The 18017-nt window shown below is 66.9% G+C and carries 14 protein-coding genes and 1 pseudogene; 6 read left to right on the plus strand and 9 right to left on the minus strand.

Annotated features, from left to right (window positions below; translation table 11 throughout):
* Positions 1 to 244: 244 nt before the first annotated feature.
* From AB0L82_RS33465 to AB0L82_RS33480, 4 genes are all read right to left on the minus strand, one after another.
* The gene (locus tag AB0L82_RS33465; RefSeq protein WP_364645568.1) at positions 245 to 1573 is read right to left on the minus strand and encodes an acyl-CoA desaturase; all 1329 of its coding nucleotides are present in this window, start codon (positions 1571 to 1573) and stop codon (positions 245 to 247) included.
* A 15-nt stretch (positions 1574 to 1588) separates the two neighbouring features.
* Entirely contained in the window at positions 1589 to 2686 is a 1098-nt protein-coding gene (locus tag AB0L82_RS33470; protein WP_364645571.1) for a ferredoxin reductase, read from the minus strand.
* 374 nt (positions 2687 to 3060) lie between these two features.
* Complete coding sequence (locus AB0L82_RS33475) at positions 3061 to 3981, minus strand: hypothetical protein (protein ID WP_364645573.1); 921 nt, start codon at positions 3979 to 3981, stop codon at positions 3061 to 3063.
* Between the two features lie 18 nt (positions 3982 to 3999).
* Positions 4000 to 4425 carry a cupin domain-containing protein gene (locus AB0L82_RS33480; protein ID WP_364645576.1) on the minus strand — a complete coding sequence of 142 codons (426 nt, stop codon included), beginning with the start codon at positions 4423 to 4425 and terminating at the stop codon, positions 4000 to 4002.
* 158 nt (positions 4426 to 4583) lie between these two features.
* Between AB0L82_RS33480 and AB0L82_RS33485 the strand changes: the two genes are divergently transcribed.
* The 5 genes from AB0L82_RS33485 to AB0L82_RS33505 all read left to right on the plus strand — a co-directional run bounded on the left by AB0L82_RS33485 (position 4584) and on the right by AB0L82_RS33505 (position 10130).
* Positions 4584 to 5630, plus strand: coding sequence for a ferritin-like protein (locus tag AB0L82_RS33485; RefSeq protein WP_364645579.1), 1047 nt, complete (start codon positions 4584 to 4586; stop codon positions 5628 to 5630).
* An 8-nt stretch (positions 5631 to 5638) separates the two neighbouring features.
* Complete coding sequence (locus tag AB0L82_RS33490) at positions 5639 to 6565, plus strand: alpha/beta hydrolase (RefSeq protein ID WP_364645581.1); 927 nt, start codon at positions 5639 to 5641, stop codon at positions 6563 to 6565.
* Between the two features lie 93 nt (positions 6566 to 6658).
* Positions 6659 to 7399, plus strand: a complete 741-nt coding sequence (locus tag AB0L82_RS33495) for an SDR family oxidoreductase (RefSeq protein WP_364645584.1) — start codon at positions 6659 to 6661, stop codon at positions 7397 to 7399.
* Positions 7400 to 7465: 66 nt separating this feature from the next.
* Positions 7466 to 9199 carry an FAD-dependent oxidoreductase gene (locus AB0L82_RS33500; RefSeq protein ID WP_364645587.1) on the plus strand — a complete coding sequence of 578 codons (1734 nt, stop codon included), beginning with the start codon at positions 7466 to 7468 and terminating at the stop codon, positions 9197 to 9199.
* 7 nt (positions 9200 to 9206) lie between these two features.
* Entirely contained in the window at positions 9207 to 10130 is a 924-nt protein-coding gene (locus tag AB0L82_RS33505) for an RNA polymerase sigma-70 factor (RefSeq protein ID WP_364645590.1), read from the plus strand.
* A 36-nt stretch (positions 10131 to 10166) separates the two neighbouring features.
* On the opposite strand, the pseudogene AB0L82_RS33510 reads toward AB0L82_RS33505, so the two are convergent.
* The 4 genes and pseudogenes from AB0L82_RS33510 to AB0L82_RS33525 form a co-directional block, all read right to left on the minus strand.
* Positions 10167 to 11318: pseudogene (locus AB0L82_RS33510) on the minus strand (low temperature requirement protein A); the annotation flags it as partial.
* A gap of 154 nt (positions 11319 to 11472) precedes the next feature.
* Positions 11473 to 12204, minus strand: coding sequence for an alpha/beta hydrolase (locus AB0L82_RS33515; protein ID WP_364645593.1), 732 nt, complete (start codon positions 12202 to 12204; stop codon positions 11473 to 11475).
* 19 nt (positions 12205 to 12223) lie between these two features.
* Positions 12224 to 13168, minus strand: a complete 945-nt coding sequence (locus tag AB0L82_RS33520) for an alpha/beta hydrolase (protein WP_364645596.1) — start codon at positions 13166 to 13168, stop codon at positions 12224 to 12226.
* 84 nt (positions 13169 to 13252) lie between these two features.
* Entirely contained in the window at positions 13253 to 13921 is a 669-nt protein-coding gene (locus AB0L82_RS33525) for a sigma-70 family RNA polymerase sigma factor (RefSeq protein WP_364645599.1), read from the minus strand.
* A 285-nt stretch (positions 13922 to 14206) separates the two neighbouring features.
* Between AB0L82_RS33525 and AB0L82_RS33530 the strand changes: the two genes are divergently transcribed.
* Complete coding sequence (locus AB0L82_RS33530) at positions 14207 to 17002, plus strand: AAA family ATPase (RefSeq protein WP_364645601.1); 2796 nt, start codon at positions 14207 to 14209, stop codon at positions 17000 to 17002.
* Positions 17003 to 17228: 226 nt separating this feature from the next.
* Here AB0L82_RS33530 and AB0L82_RS33535 read toward each other — a convergent pair whose 3' ends face one another.
* Positions 17229 to 17960: an SDR family NAD(P)-dependent oxidoreductase gene (locus AB0L82_RS33535; protein ID WP_364645604.1), complete on the minus strand. Its 732-nt coding sequence runs from the start codon at positions 17958 to 17960 to the stop codon at positions 17229 to 17231.
* Between the last annotated feature and the right edge of the window lie 57 nt (positions 17961 to 18017).

An 18017-nucleotide genomic window follows, 5' to 3' on the forward strand; every position in this document is an offset into this window, starting at 1 on the left:
TGGTGCCAGCTCCGTCGTCGGTATCGAGGCTGCGGCCGGTAATGACCCGGGCACCATTGCTGCTGACAGCTCCCTGACCGCTGCGGCGGCGTCCGGCAGCCGTTCAAGTACCCGGCACCGTCGCAGCCTTCCCTCCATCAGTCCTCACACCGGCCATAGGTCGGCAGCCAACGCGATACTCCCGCAACGATTCCCGTAGCTCACCACTCCGTACTTGCTGACCGATCAGAGTGCGAACACATACTCACGCTCTGTCATCGGCCGGTATCCGGTTGCGGAATCGGTCGGATTCGCTGGGGCCGTTCGGCATGAACGGATCGGTGTCGCGGTGGTACGGGCCGGGTTTCGGACGGGGTTCGCCGCCGGGGAAGGCGAGGCGGGCGATGGTGCGGTGGACCATGGCCCACTGCCGGGTGAGGGGGCCGGAGTTGTAGGGGAGTTGGTAGCGTTCGCAGAGATCTTTGACCCGAGGGGCGATTTCGGCGTAGCGGCTGCTCGGCATGTCGGGGAACAGGTGGTGTTCGACCTGGTAGCCGAGGTTGCCGCTGATGATGTGGAACAGGGGGCTGCCTTCGATGTTGGCGGCGCCGACCAGCTGCCGGGCGTACCAGCCGCCACGGGTTTCGTTATCGACTTCGTCTTGGCTGAAAGTGTAGGTCTGGTCGGGGAAGTGGCCGCAGAAGATGATGCCGTGTGCCCACACGTTGCGAATGATGTTGGCGGTGAAGGTCGCGGCGACGGTGGCCAGGAAGGTGCGTTCGGCTCCGGGGAGCAGTCTGTCGAGCAGGTTCGCGGTCGCGCTGACGCGGCGCTTGCGGCTGATTGCCCTGAGGCCCTTGCCGATTCGTGAGGACTGTGGCTGCGGCAGTCGCCCGCGGAGCAGGAGTTGGGCAGCGCCGAACGCCGCCGCGCTCACCAGTGGCCAGCCGATATAGTCCTTGGTGATCTGCGCTCGTGCCTTGCCTGCGATGCCTTTGAGGTCCTGCCAGACCTCGGGCATCGGTTTGTCCCCGGCGCGGATGGCCTCGATGTCCAAATCGTGCACGGCCACCCCCCATTCGAAGAAGGCCATGAGCAGCACGTTGTAGAACGGCTGAGCGAGGTAGACCGGACTCCACTTCTGGTTCGGGTCGATCCGCATGATCTCGTAGCCGAGATCCTTGTCCTTGCCGCGGATATTGGTGAAGGTGTGGTGAATGTAGTTGTGGGAGTGCTTCCATGCCTCCGCGGTGGAGGCGGTATCCCAATCCCAGACGGTCGAGTGGATGTCCGGATCGTTCATCCAATCCCATTGGCCGTGCATGATGTTGTGGCCGATCTCCATGTTCTCCAGGATCTTCGCCATGCCCAGGCAGGCGGTGCCCGCCAACCAGGCCGGGGGAGAGACCGAGCCCAGCAGCAGGGTCCGGCCGGCGACGGCGAGCTGGCGCTGGGCGGTGATCACGGATTTGATGTAGCGGCGGTCGCGGTCACCGAGGTCGGCGTAGACCTCGGCGTGGATGGCGTCGCATTCCTCGGCGAGCTGTTGCAGCTGCCGATCACTGAGGTGCGCAAGGGGATTGGGTGCAGTCACGGTGGATCCTTTCGATCAGAGGTCGATGTCGATGTCGCCTTCGGCGGTGTTCACACAGATCCGCACCGCTTGGCCGGTGGGTTCGCCGATCTCGCCGGTGCGCAGATCGCGCAGTTTGCCCGAGCGCAGGACACCGGTGCAGGTATGGCAGATGCCGATCCGGCAGCCGTGCCGCAGATCCAGTCCGGCCTGTTCACCGGCGACGAGAATCGGTGTGCCGCCGTCACATTCGGCGTCGACGCCGCTGCGCCGGAAGTGCACCAGCCCGCCCTGCCCGCTGTGTTCCGCGCCGCCGATGATCGGCTGAAAGCGTTCCATATGAAGTCGGCCCGCAATGCCGTGCGCGTTCCAGTGCGCGGTGAGCGCGTCCAGCATTTCCGGCGGGCCGGAGCAGAACGCCTCTCGTTCACGCCAATCCGGGCACAGGGTGTCCAGATCGCCGGGTGTGAGCCGCCCGTGTTCGCCGGTCAGCCGGATATCCAGCCGCAGACCCTCATGGCGGCGATCCAAATCCCGCAGCAGCGCATCGAACATCACCTGCGCGGGCTCGTGCGCCGAATGCGCCACGACCACATCGCCGAGCTCCCCACGCCGATCCAAACTGCGCAGCATGCCCGCGATCGGCGTGATACCACTTCCGGCGCTGAGGAACAGCAGCTTCGCGGGTGTCGGTTCGGGCAGGGTGAACACGCCCTCGACCTCACCGAGCCGAACCACCTCGCCCGGCTGGATCTTCCGGACCAGATACGGCGAAACAACCCCGCCCTCCACGACTTTCGGCGTCACCGATATCAGCCCGTCCGCCGCATCCGGATCCGAGGTCAAAGAGTATGCGCGCCAATGGAATACACCATCGATGAGCACCCCCAGTCGCACGTACTGACCCGGCCGGTGCCCACCCCAGTCGTACCCGGGCCGGATGAACACCGACGCCGCCTGCGACCCCTCCGGCAGCACCTTCTCCACGCGCCCGCGCAACTCCCGCGTGGTCCACAGCGGGTTGATCATCTCCAGGTAGTCGTCGGGTCGCAGCGGTGTGAACAGATGTCTGACAGCTCGCAGGAGTAACCGTCTCCCGCGCGATACTTTCGGTCGAGCACCCCGTTCCGCCATGTCTTGAGACGTAACACCTGTGCACTGAATCAAACCCCGGTGGTGAGATCTCCCTACAGATCGCCAAAAATATTGCCGCTTTCGGCGGAACGCTTGTTCTCTCTACCAACACGATGGTCGATTGTGAGGGCGGTTATGGGTGAACTGCGGTGTCAGCCGAGGTTCAGCAACCAGCGGGAAGGCGGCTCCGGCGAATGACCGTGCGGCAATGGTATCGACCTGCTCCGGCGGATGAGTTCGCCCCGTCGAACACTCCGAGTGACCCGCACCGCCCCGTTCCTCCTGCTCGCACGGCGAGAGCCGCCACGCGTGAGCGACCCCGGGGGGCACCGGCGCGGCGGGGAGTTGCCACTCAAGGATTCGGCGCTCAGGCATCAACGCTGCTGTTCAGGACCGGCCGGGGCTGTTGCGGCTCCCGACGACGATGTCGCGGTCGGGGAGTGGGTGTCGGTCGCCGGGTGAAGCCACGCCGCGAGATTGTGGATGTAGTCCCGGTAGATCGTCAGGCGAGTCGGGTCGGCTTTTATCTGTGAACCCGGCGGCTCGCTGACGAAGGACGGCGCACCACGATCGAGATCCCAGTTGTAGTCGGCGAAGTGGTGGAAGGTCGATTCGGCGAGGGCACGGCCCATCGCGCGTCCTGCCGAGGTGATCTCCCCGTCCAGTGCCACGGCAAGGTTGAATAGGTTGCCGGACACCGTACTTCGGCCCTGGGCGAGGACGGTGGCGCCCGGCACGCACGCCGAGACCGCGCCCTCGTGCGGGTGGGCGGGAAACCATTCGATGCGGCCGCTGGCCGTCGCGGTGGTGCGCAACAGCGGGTGGACCGGTTCGCCGGTGATGACGGGCTGATAGTCGCCATTGTGACCCGAGTGGTAATTCGGCCACGAGATCGTCGGCGTGTCCTGGTCGTCGCGCACGCTGCGGGGATCGGGGTTGCGCTGGTGAAAATGGTTCACCTCACCCAGGGATCCCAGTCCCAATAGGCTGCTCCCCAAATCCTGGTGGTCGCGTGCGGTCAGCACCCCGCCCCCGCGCTCGCGGAACCGCACGATGGCCGGCGACTCGGCAGCGGTGAGGCCGTCGCCGATATCGACCGCCAGCAACCACAATTGGTCGAAATCCAGTTCGTCGACACGGCTCAGGATGGGGTCGTCCTCACCGCGACTCGTGCGGTCGCGCGCGGTGACCTCGTGGCCCGCGGCGCGCAACTCGTCGGCCAGTAGCGCGAACCGGGTGATGTCCCAGTCGTCGGGATGCGCTGTGATGGTGGTTTGCAGCAGAATTTTCGACATCGAAATGTCCTTCCACCCTTACTCTTTCGGCTCGACGCGGACGCGACGGTCCGCCCGGGCGAGCAGTTCGTCGTCATCGACGAGAACGAGCATGGGCTGCGTCGGATCGCAGACCATGGTGACCACGAAGCGAAGTCCGGCATCGTCGCGATTGTTGCCATCCGAATAGTGGATGATGTCGCCGCCGGGCTCCCAGAAGGCTTCTCCGGCTTTGATGACGCGAGGAGGTTCGCCCTCGAGTTCGAACAGCATTTCGCCTTCGATCACATAGCCGAACGCGGGGCCGCCGGGATGCCGGTGCGGTGGCGCGCCCGGATCGCCCGGGGGATAGGCGATCACCACGGTCATCGCATGTGCCCCTTGGGGAATGAATGGTGGCGTGGTCTCTTGAACGACGGTCAGTGCGGTCTCCCACACGCTGTTGCGTGCTGTTTCGCTGGTCATCGGGTTCCTTCGCTCGCATTTCCGGCTGGTTCCACAACTAGGACCGGATAGGCCCCCGTCGTGTGACAGCCGGGCCGAAAGGTCTTGTCACAGTTCGGGGCGATCTCCGGTCCAAGTTGCTGACACCACCGCACGACTTGTCGAGAAGAGGTTCGAACATGGGCATCAACGGCGCTCCTGCCATCGAGACATTGGAGGATCTGCGTCGCCATCTGCAGTGGGCCATCGAGCTCGAGCATGCGACCATCCCGCCGTATCTGTGTGCGCTGTACTCCCTGGAGCCGGGCAGCAATATCGAAGCGGCGCAAGTGATCAGCAGCGTGTTCGTCGAGGAGATGCTGCATCTGGCGCTCGCGGCCAATCTGCTGAACGCGGTGGGCGGCGAGCCCCGGCTCGACACACCCGAACTGTTGCCCGCGTATCCGCACGCGCTACCGCACGGGGATCGATCCCTGCAGGTGCGGCTCGCGCCCTTCGGACCCGAAGCGCTCGAGCTGTTTCTGAGCATCGAGCGGCCCGCCACGGCGCAGGCGTTACCGGAGTCGGACGGGTACCACACGATCGGGCAGTTCTACGTTGCCCTCGAACTGGGTCTTCGTACCCTCGTCGACACCCTGGGCGAGGAAGCCGTGTTCTGCGGCGACCCGAACCGGCAGCTCAATGAAATGCACTTCAGTAGCGGTGGGGGACAGGTGATTCCGGTGCACGATCTCAAGTCGGCGCTGGCCGCCTTGGCGGAAATCGTCGAGCAGGGCGAAGGGGCAGCGCGGACCGAGGTGTGGGACGGGGAGAAGGATGTCTTCCACCCCGAGCGAGACCAGGTAGCGCACTACTACCGCTTCGTCGAATTGAAGCAGGGTCGGCGTTTCCAGCCCGGTGACACTCCCGAATCCGGGCCGACCGGCGAGCCGATCGTGTTCGACCCCGACCGGATTCTGCCGATGCGGCCCAACCCCCGAACGACCGACTATCCGGAGGGCAGCGCGGTCCGCCTCGCGCAGGAGGAGTTCAACAACACCTACTGCCTGCTGCTGTATCTACTGGAAGACGTCTTCAACGGCAGTCCCTCGCAGATGAGGGACGCACTGGGCGCGATGTACGCCTTGAAGTCTCAGGCCCAGGCGCTCATGGCGATGCCCAGCGGTGACGGATTGACTACCGCAGGACCGACTTTCGAGTACGTGGCACCCGAAGATCGGGCGTAGGACAGCAGATGACTCGACATCCCGCGTGGACCGAGCCGGTGAGCGCTCTCGGTCCGATCAAGTGCATCGACGCCGGTGTACTCAGTGTCGCCTACGCCGAATTCGGTTCCGCCACTGGGCAACCCGTCGTACTGCTGCACGGCTGGCCGTACGATCCCTACAGCTACGCCGAGGTCGGGCCACAGTTGGCGGCGGCCGGATACCGGGTGCTGGTGCCATTTCTGCGCGGCTACGGGCCCACCACGTTCCTGTCCGAACAGACGCCGCGCAACGGTCAGCAGTCGGCGATCGCCCGCGACATCCTCGACTTCATGGACGCGCTGGAAATCGACCGGGCCATTCTCGGCGGATTCGATTGGGGCGCACGAGCGGTCGACATCATCGCGGCGTTGTGGCCGCACCGATGCAAGGCGATCGTCGCGGTCAGCGGCTATATCGTCACCCAGCGAGACGCGCAGCAACAGCCGCTCGCACCGGAGGACGAACGCAGCTGGTGGTACCAGTACTACTTCGCCACCGAGCGCGGGCGTCTGGGCTACAGCCGCAATCGCCACGCCTTCAACAAACTGATCTGGCAACTGGCGTCCCCGCTATGGGATTTCGATGCCGCGACCTATGACCGCACCGCCGCGGCCTTCGACAATCCGGACCACGTCGACATCGTCATCTCCAATTACCGCTGGCGACTGGGCTTGGCGACCGGAGAGCCCCGATACGACGGCTACGAACAGCAGCTCGCCACCGGACCCGCCATCGCCGTGCCCGCGATCACCCTCGCGAGCGACTTCGACGGGCATGCCAAAGACGGCAGGGCCTATCGGGGCAAGTTCACCGGCAGATACGAACATCGGATCCTCGACGGTATCGGGCATAACGTCCCGCAGGAGGCGCCCACCTCGTTCGCTCGGGCGATCATCGACGCAGACCGCCTCTGAGCAGGCCCTGTCACAAGATTCGCGCCCACTCTGTCCTTGATACAGCGGAGTCTCACCGGCCCCGCAGCAACGTTCCAACGGAAGGATTTCAGCATGAAGATCGTCGTCATAGGCGGTACCGGGCTGATCGGCTCGAAGGTCGTCGCACGCCTGGGCGAGCACGGCCACCAGGCCGTCCCGGCCGCACCGAACACGGGCGTGAACACCCTCACCGGCGAGGGCGTCAAAGAGGTGCTGCAGGACGCGAATGTCGTGATCGATGTCTCCAATTCGCCGTCCTTCGCCGATAACGATGTCATGGAGTTCTTCCGGACCTCCACGACGAATCTGCTCGAGGCGGCCGGAGCGGCCGGGGTCGGTCACTACGTCGCGCTGTCGGTGGTGGGGGCGGATCGGTTGCCCGACTCCGGATACCTGCGGGCCAAGGTCGCGCAGGAGGAGTTGATCAAGGGTTCGGGACTGCCGTACTCGATCGTGCACGCGACACAGTTCTTCGAATTCGCCGGTGGTATAGCGGATTCCGCGACCGTGGATGGCACGGTGCGGCTGTCGAGCGCCAGTATGCAGCCGATCGCCGCGGCGGAAGTGGCGTCGGCGGTCGGGCGTACGGCCGCCGGTGCGCCGATCAATGGCACCCTCGAGGTCGCGGGCCCCGAGGTCTTCGCCCTCGATCAGTGGATCGGCACGGTGCTGGCCGCGCGTTCGGATCCGCGCACGGTGGTCGCCGATCCCCAGGCTCGCTATTTCGGGTCGCTGCCCAAATTCGAACTGCTGCCCGGCCGTGATGCCCAGCTGGGGCAGATCCGACTCTCGGAATGGCTGTCCGGCAATTGATCCGAGCGCGCGGGCGGCCGATCGGCCGCCCGCGCGTTATGCCTGAATCTCGAAGGGAACGAATCGATGCTCACATCGTCCGAACGTCAGATCGCGACGTCGGTTCTCGTCGTCGGCACCGGTGGTTCCGGCCTGCGCGCGGCGATCGAATTGGCCGAGCGCGGGATCGACGTACTGGTGGTCGGCAAGCGCCCCAAGGCGGACGCGCACACCACGCTCGCCGCCGGTGGTATCAATGCCGCGCTGTCGACAATGGATGTCGAGGACAGCTGGCAACAGCACGCGGCGGACACGATCACCGAGAGCTATCTGCTGGCCCGGCCCGATACCGTCCGGGTGGTCGCCGAGAACGCCGCGCGCGGAATCGACGACCTGGAGCGGTGGGGTATGCCGTTCGCTCGCGAGTCGGACGGGCGGATCTCACTGCGATTCTTCGGCGCGCACACCTACCGGCGCACAGCATTCGCCGGTGACTACACCGGTCTCGAGATTCAGCGGACCCTGGTGAATCGGGCCGCGCAGCTCGGCATCCAAATTCTCGACACCTGCTACGTGACTCGAATCCTGGTGCGCGACAACGCGGTATTCGGCGCGTTCGGATTCGATCTCGACAGTGGTGAGCGCTATGTGATCCGCTCCGACGCGGTGATCCTGGCCGCGGGCGGGCATACCCGAATCTGGCGTCGCACCTCATCGCGGCGCGATGAGAACACCGGCGATTCCTTCCGGCTCGCGGTGCTCGCGGGCGGGCGGATTCGAGACCCCGAGCTCGTGCAGTTCCACCCGTCCGGGCTCCTCGAACCCGAGAACGCCGCCGGCACACTGGTTTCCGAGGCCGCGCGCGGCGAAGGGGGAATCCTGCGCAATGCCGAGGGCGAGCGATTCATGAAGCGGTACGACCCCGAGCGCATGGAGCTCTCCACCCGTGACCGGGTCGCACTGGCCGCCTATACGGAGATCAAGCAGGGCCGGGGAACCCCGAATGGTGGTGTCTGGCTGGATATCTCGCATCTACCCCGCGAGACGATCATGCGCAGACTGCCGCGGGTCTATCAGACGATGCTGGAGCTGCAAATGCTCGACATCACGCGCGATCCGATCGAAATCGCCCCCACCGCACACTATTCCATGGGCGGGGTATGGGTCCGTTCCGAGGATCACGGCACCGGCGTCGACGGACTTTACGCGATCGGCGAGGCTTCCAGCGGTCTGCACGGCGCCAACCGGCTCGGCGGCAATTCCCTGATCGAACTACTGGTCTACGGCCGGATCGTCGGCGAGGCGGCCGCACGCTACTCGGCCGAACTGCCCGCGCAGCGCCGGTCCGAGGGCGCACTCGGTGAGGCACGTACCGAGATCGATGCCCTGCTGGCCGCCGACGGGCGCGAGAACGTGCGTGCGCTCCAGCGCGCGTTGCGCGACACCATGACCGAGTACGCCGGGGTGGTGCGCGACGAAGCCGGGATTCGACAGGGGCTGAGCGAACTCGACGAGATCGAGGATCGCATCACCGATATCGGCGTACATCCCGATGCCGCCGGTTTTCAGGATCTGGCGCACGCGTTCGATCTGAAATCCTCGGTCCTGGCGGCCCGCGCGACATTGGAAGCCGCGCTCGAACGCCGTGAAACCCGTGGCTGCCACAACCGTTCGGACTATCCCGATCTGGATCCGGCATTGCGGGTGAACCTGGTGTGGGCCGGTCCCGGCCGGCTCGAACGGGAGCAGATCCCCGAGGTCCCGGACGATATAGCCCCGCTCATGCGGGACGTGTCCACGGCTGGGAAGCTGGTCGAATGATCGCCTCATGAGCACGCCCTCGAACCCGGAGCTGGGAAAAGCGATCCGCGACTTCTCCCGGCTCCGCGGCCGGCTGTTCGGCATCGCCTACCGAATGCTGGGCACCGTCGCCGATGCCGAGGACATCCTGCAGGACGTCTGGGTGAAATGGCAGTCGTACGAGGACCGTGATTCGGTGCGCGATGCCACCGCCTTCCTGGTGACCATGACCACCCGGCTCTCGATCAACGCGACCCAGACCGCGCGGGTGCGCCGGGAAACCTATGTGGGCCCGTGGCTGCCCGAACCGGTCGACACCAGCGCCGATCCCTCGCTGGGTGCGGAACGGGCCGCGGCGCTGGAGACCGCGGTGCTCGTCGTGCTGGAGAAGATGAGCCCGACCGAGCGAGCCGCGTTCGTGCTGCGCGAGGCGTTCGAGTACCCGTACGACGACATTGCCGAGATCCTGCGGATGAAGAAGCCAGCCGCTCGCAAGCTGGTGAGCCGGGCACGGCAGGCCATCGCGTCCGATCGGCAGACACCGGTGGACAGGCTGGATCAGCGTCGCCTGCTCTCCGCGTTTCTGGTCGCCGCGCGAGCCGGTGATTTCGATGCCCTCGAAACGCTGTTCGCCACCGATGTCGCCAGCTACTCCGACGGTGGCGGCAAGGTGCGAAACGTCTCGCGCATACCGGTATTCGGTCGGGTGCGGGTGGCCAAGTACGTGGCCGCTTTCGCCTCACACTTCTGGAACGGTGTCACCCTGGACTGGGTCGACGCCAATGGTCGTCCGTCGGTGCTGCTGCGCCGCGACGGGGCGCCGATCGCCTGGCTCGCCGTCGACCTCGCCGACGACGGGAGCATCAACCGGATCTACTGGGTGTTCAACCCCGCCAAGCTCATTCGAATCACCCAGGTCGTCGCGGACCGGGGCGAGTCCACCACCCAGTGAGTACGCCAGGGCCGTCGCCGAGATGATCGCGATCACCGCGACGGTCGCGGCCGGGATCTCGACGGTGGCCACCGGTGCGACGAGAATCGTTGCCGCCGTTGCGAACAGCACGCCCGGGCGAACCCGCGGCGATGGCGACATCCCGGCGTGAGCGGCCCACAGGAACGTCATGAACAGGGCTGTCGGAATAGCGACGGCGTAGCCGACCACGAGCGGTGAGCCGCCGTGTTCCGCGCCATTGCGCACCGCCACCTCCAAGCCCGCGCCGAGTGCCGCGAGCGCGGCGAAGATCGCGTAATGGCTGTAGCCCCAACGGAAAGACCAGGTCCGTCGATCCGCCAGGGCGTCGCCACCGGGCTGTAGCTCATAGAGCCACCACAGTGTGAACAGCAGTACCAGCCCCGAGAGGGCGACCTCGATCAGCGCCGGGCTCCAGTCGTTCTCGAGTGCGTCGGCCACACCGGTCGATACCGCGAGCACGCTCTCGCCGAGCAGGATGATCGTGAAAAGCGTGTAGCGCTCGGCGATATGGTGCGGATGCCATGGGGTGCCGTTCGCCCGCTCGGCCCACGCGGGTACCGAGAGTTCGGCCACGACCAGGGCGGGGAATGTCCACCACGAGAGGACGGCGGGCAGCGCCGCGAACTCGGTCAGCGCCAGTCGGGTCAGCCACAGCACCTGCAATACCGCGATACCCGCCGCATACCGCAGCGCGGTCCGGCGGCCCTGCGCGTCGCCGCGGGCTGCCCGGAGCCATTGCGCCACCAGACAACCGCGCATCACCACGTAGCCGATGGTGATCGCGGTGTAGTCGTCATGCTCGAACGCGGCCGGGACCCCCGCCGCCAGCACCAGCACCCCGGCCATCTGGAGCAATGTCAGCAGGCGATACGGAATGTCATCGGTGTCGTAGGACGAGGCGAACCAGGTGAAGTTCATCCATGCCCACCAGATGGCGAAGAAGACCTGGAGGAACGGCGCCAGCGCCGCCGCCGGATGGCCTTCGCCGATCGCGTGCCCGAGCTGGGCCACGATGCCGGCGACGGCGACCACGAAGGTCAGATCGAACAGCAGCTCCAGCTGTGTCGCCGCACGATGCGGTTCGTCGACAGACCGCCTGCGCATCCGAATACGCAGCGGCCCCTGTTGTTTCCTGTCGGCCGGGACCGGTGACGAGGTCATGTTCATCGTCGGCAACTCCTGTGATTCGTCGGGCACCACAAACCAGGACAGTGGAACCCCGTCATTTGTGACTCTCGCCGGGTGCGGGACGCCGAAGGGCCCGAACGCGCAGTCGACCCGGTGAAGTCGAATGGCGTTCGGGCCCAACCGCTACCGCGGACTAGCGCGCCGAAACGGTCGCGTACACCGCATCCAGGATCGATGCCGCCACCGCATCCGGTTGCGAGACACTCAGCGCGTGGGACGCACCCGGAACTTCCCGGATCGCTTCGGCTCCCGCCCGCTCGGCCATGAACCGGTGCAGGGCCACCGGAATATTGCGGTCCCCGTCGCTGAAGGCGAACCACGACGGAATCGACTGCCATGCCGGGGTTTCGGTGGGCAGCCCCGTGCTGAGAGCGATTTCGGTGACGGGACGCTGGGTCGCGCTCATCACGGCCGCCTGGGTCTGAGGCACATCGGCGGCGAACTGCTGGTGGAAGACATCGGACCGGATGGTGAACTCGTTGCCGCCGCTGCTGACCGGGTATGCGGTCAGTGCCTCGCCGAGGGTGCTGCCGGGAAACCTGGTCGACAGCGCGAGCGCGGACTCGCCCTGCTCGGGCGCGAAGGCGCAGACGTAGACCAGCGCGGCCACCTTATCGCCGCCACCGGAAGCGGCCTCGGTGATCACCATCCCGCCGTACGAGTGGCCCACGAGCACTACGGGACCGCTGATCCCGGCGAGCACATCGCGCAGGTACGCGGCATCGCCCGCCACACTGCGCAGCGGGTTGGCGACAGCGACGACATCGATCGGATGCACACGCAGTCTTTCCGCGACCCCGGACCAGCTCGCGGATTCGGCGAAGGCGCCGTGCACGAAGACAACGGTCGGTCTCTGCAAGTTCATATCGTTCTTCTTTCTCGAGTCAGTGCAGTGCATTGCGCAGCACGTGGATGGCCTGCTCGATCGCGGCGCTCGCGGCGGCGGTCGGGCGGACGGGGTTGAGCATCATGAAGTCGTGCAGGGTGCCGTTGTAGCGGGCACTGGTGGTGCGTACTCCGGCCGCGATGAGCTTGCGGCCGTAGGCTTCTCCTTCATCGCGCAGGACGTCGTTCTCATCGACGATCAGGAACGCCTCGGGCAGCCCGGTGAGATCCTCGGTGCTCGCGCGCAGCGGCGAGGCGGTGATTTCCGCGCGCTTGTCTTTCCGGGGCAGGTAGGCGTCCCAGAACCACGCCATGGCCTTGGCCGTGAGGTACGGCCCATCGGCGAACTCGTGATAGCTCGCGGTGTCCTGACCGGCATCGGTGACCGGGTAGTACAGCGACTGGTGCACGAACCGCACATCACCGCGCTGTTTGGCCAGGATCGTCAGGGCCGCGGTCATATTGCCGCCGACGGAATCGCCCGCCACCGCCAGCCGCGTCGCATCGAGTCCCGCGTCGGCACCGTGTTCGGTGATCCACCGCGCGGTGGCGTATGCCTGTTCGATCGCGACCGGATAGCGGGCCTCGGGCGAGCGGTCGTACTCGACGAACACCACCGCCGCCCCCGCGCCCACGGCCAGCTCACGCACGAGTCGGTCGTGGGTACCGGCGTTGCCGAGGATCCAGCCGCCGCCGTGGACATATAACACCGTCGGCAACATCCCTTGTGCGCCTACCGGTTTGACGATGCGAACCGGTACGTCGCCGACCGTGGCGGGCACGGTGATCCACTGCTCCCGCACCGGGAGCTTGTCGATCGGCCCGGCCTGAATATCGTCGAGAACCTTACGAGCTCCCTCGGGGCCGAGCTCGTACAGGTAGGGCGGGCCGGCGGTGGCGTCGGCGAGCTGCCGCGCGGGAGGTTCGAGGATTGGCCTGTGCATTGGACTGCCTTTCTGTGCTGACATACCAAGGACCGCGCAGTTCTCGAAGTTCGTGACAGGCGGCACGAAATCCCTTGCGGGGGATCACCTTTGTGCGGAGCGGGTGCGGACGTCAGCGGCGAGCAGGCTTTCCAGCGGTGCGACGGCACCGTCCCGCGCGGCATCGAGGAAGGCCCTCAGCAAACGGTCCCGGGACTCCCGTCGCACCGGAGAGTGTCGTGTCTCGGTGAGGTGTGCGCGAGCTCGCCGGCCGAGCTGGCGGGCGTTGGCCTCACTGATGCCGAGCCGCTGGGCGATATCGCGGAACGGATAGTCGAATGCCTCGCGGAGTACGAAGACGGCGCGTTCGGTGGGCGACAATCGTTGCAGCAGAAGCAGAACGGCATGTTCGAGGTCCGCGGACCGTTCGACCCGCAGCGCGGGATCCTCGGATGTGGCGACCTGCCCCGGTAGCCAATCATCGACCGGAACCTCGCGGCGGGCGCGGGCCGACCCGGCGGCATTGAGCGTGAGCCGGGTCGTGACCGTCGCCAGGAAGGCGATCCGATCACGCACCAGCGCTCGATCCGTGCGCTGCCAGCGCAGCCAGACATCCTGAACGACATCCTCCGCGTCGGCGGCTCGGCCCAGGATCCGATACGCGATACCGAACAGGCGGGGCCGAACGCACTGAAAGTCCACCGCGTATCCGGCGGTCTCCGGCGCCGAGTCGGCCTGCTCGGGCATGACGAGTGTGGTGCTGGCCAAGGTCATAGGTGTCGTCCTCTCCTGGTGGCCTCGACCGCCACGTGCCTCGGCGATCGATTCGGCGGCCCGGATGAGCCGCACAACCAACCGTCGTCCCGCACGGATGCCGTTCGCGCCCTGGGAGATCCCGGGTGAATCACTGGTGCGTCACCGCCAGGGACACGTGCGTCGCTGGTGGGGCAGGGACATCGCCGGTCATTCGGTGCGGTCACGCGGGCGCGGGCAGACACCGCGGGGGTGAGCCTCCCGGCTCGATACACGGGGGTGACATCATGGGTGGGCCGGCGCTGGATGGGGTCGGGCATTTCCGATTCGGTGGTGGTGGTGATGTCGGGCAGCGACCCGCTGCGCGCATTGCGCGGCAGGCGTAGTGAGAGCGAGCGGCTGGATCGGTTGCTGTCCGAGGCTCGGTCCGGTCGGAGCCAGGTGCTGGTGCTGCGAGGTGAGGCGGGGATCGGAAAATCCGCGCTGCTGGACTATCTGGCGCAGCGGGCGGTCGGCTGCCGGATCGCACGGACGACCGGTGTCGAATCCCAGATGGAGCTCGCATTCGCCGGGCTGCACCAACTGTGCGCGCCGATGATGGACCACCTCGAGCGACTTCCCGCTCCGCAGCGTGATGCGCTGGCTGTCGCGTTCGGCCTGCGCACCGGTAGCGCGCCGGACCGTTTCCTGGTCGGGTTGGCGGTCCTGAGCCTGCTGGCCGAGGTGGCGGAGGAGCAGCCGCTGGTCTGTGTGGTGGACGACGCCCAGTGGCTCGATCAGGTCTCCGCGCAGAGCCTGGCCTTCGTCGCTCGCCGACTGCTAGCGGAGCGGGTGGCATTGGTATTCGCGGTGCGCACCCCGGCTCCGGATACAAGCGATGGCCCGCTCGCGGGTCTTCCCGAGCAGGTGCTGCGCAGCCTGCGCGACGGTGATGCGCGGGCGCTGCTGGAATCGGTGATCCCCGCGCGGCTCGACGAGCGCGTCACGGACCGGATCATCGCGGAGGCACGCGGTAACCCGTTGGCGCTGTTGGAGTTACCGCGCGGATTGACAGCGGCGGAACTGGCGGGCGGATTCGGACGGCCCGATGCCCGGCCGCTGGCGAGTCAGATCGAGCAGAGCTTTCTGCGGCGTATCGCCGCGCTTCCGGGCCCAGCGCAACGATTGCTGCTGGCCGCGGCCGCCGAGCCGGTGGGAGATGCGTTGCTGCTGCGGCGGGTAGCCGAGCGACTCGATATCGGGGCCGACGCCGCCGCCGCGGTTGAGGCGGCGGGGCTGATCGAATTCGGTGCGTGGGTGCGGTTTCGGCACCCGCTGGTCCGCTCGGCGGCCTATCGCTCGGCGGACGCCCGAGATCGCCGGGAGGTGCATCGTGCGCTGGCCGAGGCGACCGATCCGGCGTCGGATCCGGATCGCCGGGCCTGGCATCGCGCCAACGCGACGGTTGAACCGGACGAAGCGGTAGCGGCGGAGTTGGAGCATTCGGCGGACCGGGCACAGGGTCGGGGCGGGGTCGCTGCGGCGGCCGCGTTCCTGCGTCGTGCGGCCGGGCTCACCCCTGATCTGGCCCGGCGCGGCGTGCGGGCGGTGGCGGCGGCGCAGACCGCATTCGACGCGGGGGCGCCCGACGCGGCGCTCGAACTGCTCGCCGCGGCGGAGATGGGCCCGCTCGATGAGCTTCAGCAGGTGCGACTTGCCCGCCTGCGTGCCCGAATCGTGTTCGCGCGCAAGCGCGGTGGTGAGGCGCTGCCCCTGCTGCTCGATGTCGCCGGACGGCTCGAAGTCCTGGACGAGGAACTGGCGCGTGAGACGTATCTGGAGGCCATCGGGGCGGCGATCTTCGCCAGCCGCCTGAACGGGGTCGACGGCGTGCGCAAGGTGGCCGAGGCGGCTCGCGCCGCACCGCGGGGACCGCGGCCGCCCCGGCCGGCCGACGCGCTTCTGGATGGCCTCGCGGCGCGCTTCGCCGACGGTTATGCCGCAGGCGCCGCACCGCTCGAGCGCGCACTGCGGGCGCTTCGCGAGCAGAGCGGTGGTGCGGGGGAGGACATCATGCGCTGGCTGTGGCTGGCGTGGCCGGCGGCGGGCGAGATGTGGGATGACCAGACCTGGTATGAGCTGAGTACCCGAGGCGTACGTGCGGCACGTGAGACCGGCGCGCTCAACGTCCTGCCGCTGGCGCTGACTTTCCTTGCGGCCGTGCACATTCACGCCGGCGAATTCGATGTCGCCGAGGCGGTGATCGAGGAAGCCGACGCGATCACCAAGGCGACCGGCAATTCGCCCGTCGGATACGCCGCGGTGCTGCTCGATGCCTGGCGTGGGCAGGACACCCGGGTCGCGGCGTTGGTCGAGGCCAAGGCGCAACGGGCGGCCACGTGGGGTGAGGGGCGAGCGATCGGTCAGGGCTACTACGTGCTCGCGGTGCTGTACAACGGTCTCGGTCAGTACCAGGCCGCCCTGGCCAGTGCGGAAAAGGCTTGTGAGTACGACGATCTGGGGGTCTACGGGTTCTCGCTCTTCGAGCTGGTGGAAGCGGCCGCCCGTGCCGATGCTCGCGAGAGTGCCGCGGCCGCCGTGGCCGAACTCGAGATTCGAGCCGCCGCGAGCGGTACCGACTGGGCCTGGGGCGTACTGGCTCGGTCGCAGGCGTTGCTGTGCGACGGCGAGGCCGCGGACCTGTTGTATCGCAAGGCCATCGAGCACCTCGCACGCGGCCGGATCGCCGTTCAGCTCGCGCGTACACACCTGGTGTACGGCGAATGGCTGCGCCGCGAGGGGAGGCGCGTCGAGGCGCGCGAGCAACTGCGCATCGCGTACGAGATGCTGAACCGTTTCGGCGCAACGGCTTTCGCCGAGCGCGCGCGGCGCGAACTCCTGGTCACCGGTGCGGCGGTGCGGCAGCGCACGGTCGAGGCCCAGGCGGTTCTCACAGCACAGGAGACCCAAATCGCCACGCTCGCCGCCGACGGGCTGACGAACTCCGAGATCGGTGCGGAACTGTTCATCAGTGCCCGCACCGTCGAATGGCATCTGCGCAAGGTATTCACCAAGCTCGATCTCACCTCACGAAAAGAGCTCCGCGCCGCACTCGATCGCTGATCGGCCACGCAGGCTCGCTGATCGGTTGTGCGACTGGCGTTTTCATGTGGGGCAAAGGCGTCCGGCGGCGGGTGGGACCAGCCACGCTCTGCTTGACGCATACTCCGATGAGCCGTCTGAAACCCGGTGTTCCGTGCTCTTACCTCGTGACTCGGCCGGACGCCTTCATGAGCAAGGACAGCCCGCCTCGTCCAAATGTGACATCGGGCAACCGAAAACGTTCCCGCTACCAGTTCTGCCCGATTGCCCGAATCGATATCTCGCCGACGGCCACTCGGCGTTCGCGTGTGACGATATAGCCGATCGCGTCGGCGATGTCATCCGCGCGCAGCGCCGGCATCCATTCCAGCGGCTGGTGAGCGGTGTCGCCGACGGTGCCCGGCGCTATCACGCTGACCCGCACATTCTCGGAGAGCAATTCCTGGCGTAGCGATTCGCTGAAGCCATGGAGACCGAACTTGGTGAAGTTGTAGACACTGCCGGCCGGCCGGACGACTCGTCCGGCGAGTGAGCCCACATTCACCAGATCCGCCACCTGTCGTGGCGAGGTCGCGGCCGCGTCGATCAGGTAGGGGACCGCGGCGTGCGTAATGTGCAGCAGCGCGGACACATTGAGCGAGATCATCCGATCCCACTCCTCGATCGTGCTGTGCAGGGCCGTGTCGAGCACCATGGTGCTGGCACTGTTGACCAGGATATCGAGGCGGCCGAGCCGATCGTGGGTGTCCTCCACCGCCTGGTAGGCGAGTCCCGGCTCGGTGAGGTCGGCAGCCACCGCGATCGCGTGCCCACCCTGGTTCGTCAGGTCGCCCGCGATCCGGTCCAGGTGATCACCGCGACGTGCGACCAGGGCCACCGACGCGCCCGCGCGCACGAGGCCACGGGCGGTCGCCTCACCGATGCCACTGCTTGCGCCGGTGACGAGCGCTACGGCTCCGTCCAGCGGCCGATCCGACATGACTGCCTCATTTCCCTGGGTCCAGGACGCATTCGGCACGCAGAGCCGACGTATCAG

The organism is Nocardia sp. NPDC052001 (assembly GCF_040680615.1).
Taxonomy (GTDB): domain Bacteria; phylum Actinomycetota; class Actinomycetes; order Mycobacteriales; family Mycobacteriaceae; genus Nocardia.